We start from the raw sequence: 1,571 nt of genomic DNA, 5'->3' as shown, positions 1-1,571 counted from the left end.
TCGGATTGGGCCGCCAGGGCCTGCAGCTGCGACTGCAGCGCCTGGATCTGCTTGTTCAGGGCATCGATCTGGCCCTGGGTGNCCAGCGGGGTCGCGGCGGCGGCGGCGGTGGCGGATGCGGCGTTCGCGCTGGCCTTCTTTTCAGCAGCGGAGGCGGCGCCGGCGGCGAAAGCCACACCCAGCACCGTGCCAGCGAGCAACACGGTCTTCAGCTTCATTCCTTGATTCTCCCATCATCCGGTCTACGGCATGCCGCCCAATCCCCGGTAATCGCGGGGCCGGCGGTAGGCGTTTGGAGCGTTGGGCTGCGGCCCTAACGAAGCGCTCGGTAGCAATATAGCATGACAACAAGACTGCTGAAGTCTGACAGATTTATGAAAGCGGCTACCTGTGGCGGCGATGCAACAGTTTCGAGTCGGTGGATTTAGGATGGTTAAAGTAAGGTTGCTCAACAAATTTCCGGGCGGCGCAATAGAAGAACGGCCGCCCGGCGTCCCCTGGAAAAAAGCCGGCGCCATACGACTGTATCTATAGTGTTGTGAATTGGGCGCACCCGGGGGCGTGCTTGCGGCCACAGGCGCGGGGGGCGGACGCCATGAGAAAAATGACCCTCCACGCGAGCTTCGGCCGACTGTTGAGAAGAACTCGAGAATCGGTCGGAACGGGGGATCGGGGGCTCGCGGCGTGCGGGTGGCGGGCGTGTCACACGGTACGGGGCGTGAACGCGGGCCGGCCCTGCGACAATCCGCCCACGGTTTCACAAAACTGTAACAAAGACGTCACCAAAGGTTCAGGACCCGGAATCTAGGGTCCGCCCGTCGAAACGGGATCAGGAAGGTCGCGGGGGCTTGTCCCTGGCCGGCCGGCCGGGGCCCGGAGATGGTCGACCTCGAAGACGTTCCAACCCGTGGGGGAATCCCGTGAACTTTCAACCGAAGAACCTGCTGAAGGGCATGGTTGCCGCCGCGGCCGCGGTCATGATGGTGGGCGCCGCCCAGGCTGCCGACATCAGCGGCGCCGGCGCCACCTTCCCGTACCCCATCTACGCCAAGTGGGCCGAGGCCTATAAGGCGAAGACCGGCGTCGGTCTGAACTACCAGTCCATCGGTTCCGGCGGCGGCATCAAGCAGATCAAGGCGAAGACGGTCACGTTCGGCGCGTCCGACATGCCCCTGAAGGTCGAAGAGCTGAAGGAAGCGGGCCTGCAGCAGTTCCCGATGATCATGGGCGGCGTCGTCCCCGTGATCAACGTGAAGGGCATCGCCCCCGGCCAGATCCAGCTGGACGGCCCGACCATCGCCAAGATCTACCTGGGCCAGATCGCCTCCTGGGATGACGCGGCCATCAAGGCGCTGAACCCCGGCCTGAACCTGCCCAAGACCTCCATCGTCCCGGTGTACCGTTCCGACGGGTCGGGCACGAACTTCCTGTGGACCACCTACCTGTCCAAGGAAGACAAGGATTTCGCCGAGCGCATCGGGCAAATAGAGCCTACAAGTCCAGCAGTTGATGCTCACCTGGATGGTGTAAAAAACACGAAACCGCCCATCACGCCGATACCAATTGCCAAA

1 protein-coding gene is annotated in these 1,571 nt (G+C 63.2%); it reads left to right on the top strand.

What is annotated here, in order from left to right:
• Window positions 1-920 precede the first annotated feature (920 nt).
• A partial coding sequence (gene pstS / locus I55_RS16385) for a phosphate ABC transporter substrate-binding protein PstS (RefSeq protein WP_252181177.1) occupies window positions 921-1,571 on the top strand: 651 nt, incomplete at its 3' end.

The sequence above is a fragment of the Azospirillum sp. B4 genome (assembly GCF_000333275.1).
Classification (GTDB): Bacteria; Pseudomonadota; Alphaproteobacteria; order Azospirillales; family Azospirillaceae; genus Nitrospirillum.
This window is presented reverse-complemented; position numbering and strand designations above follow the sequence as displayed.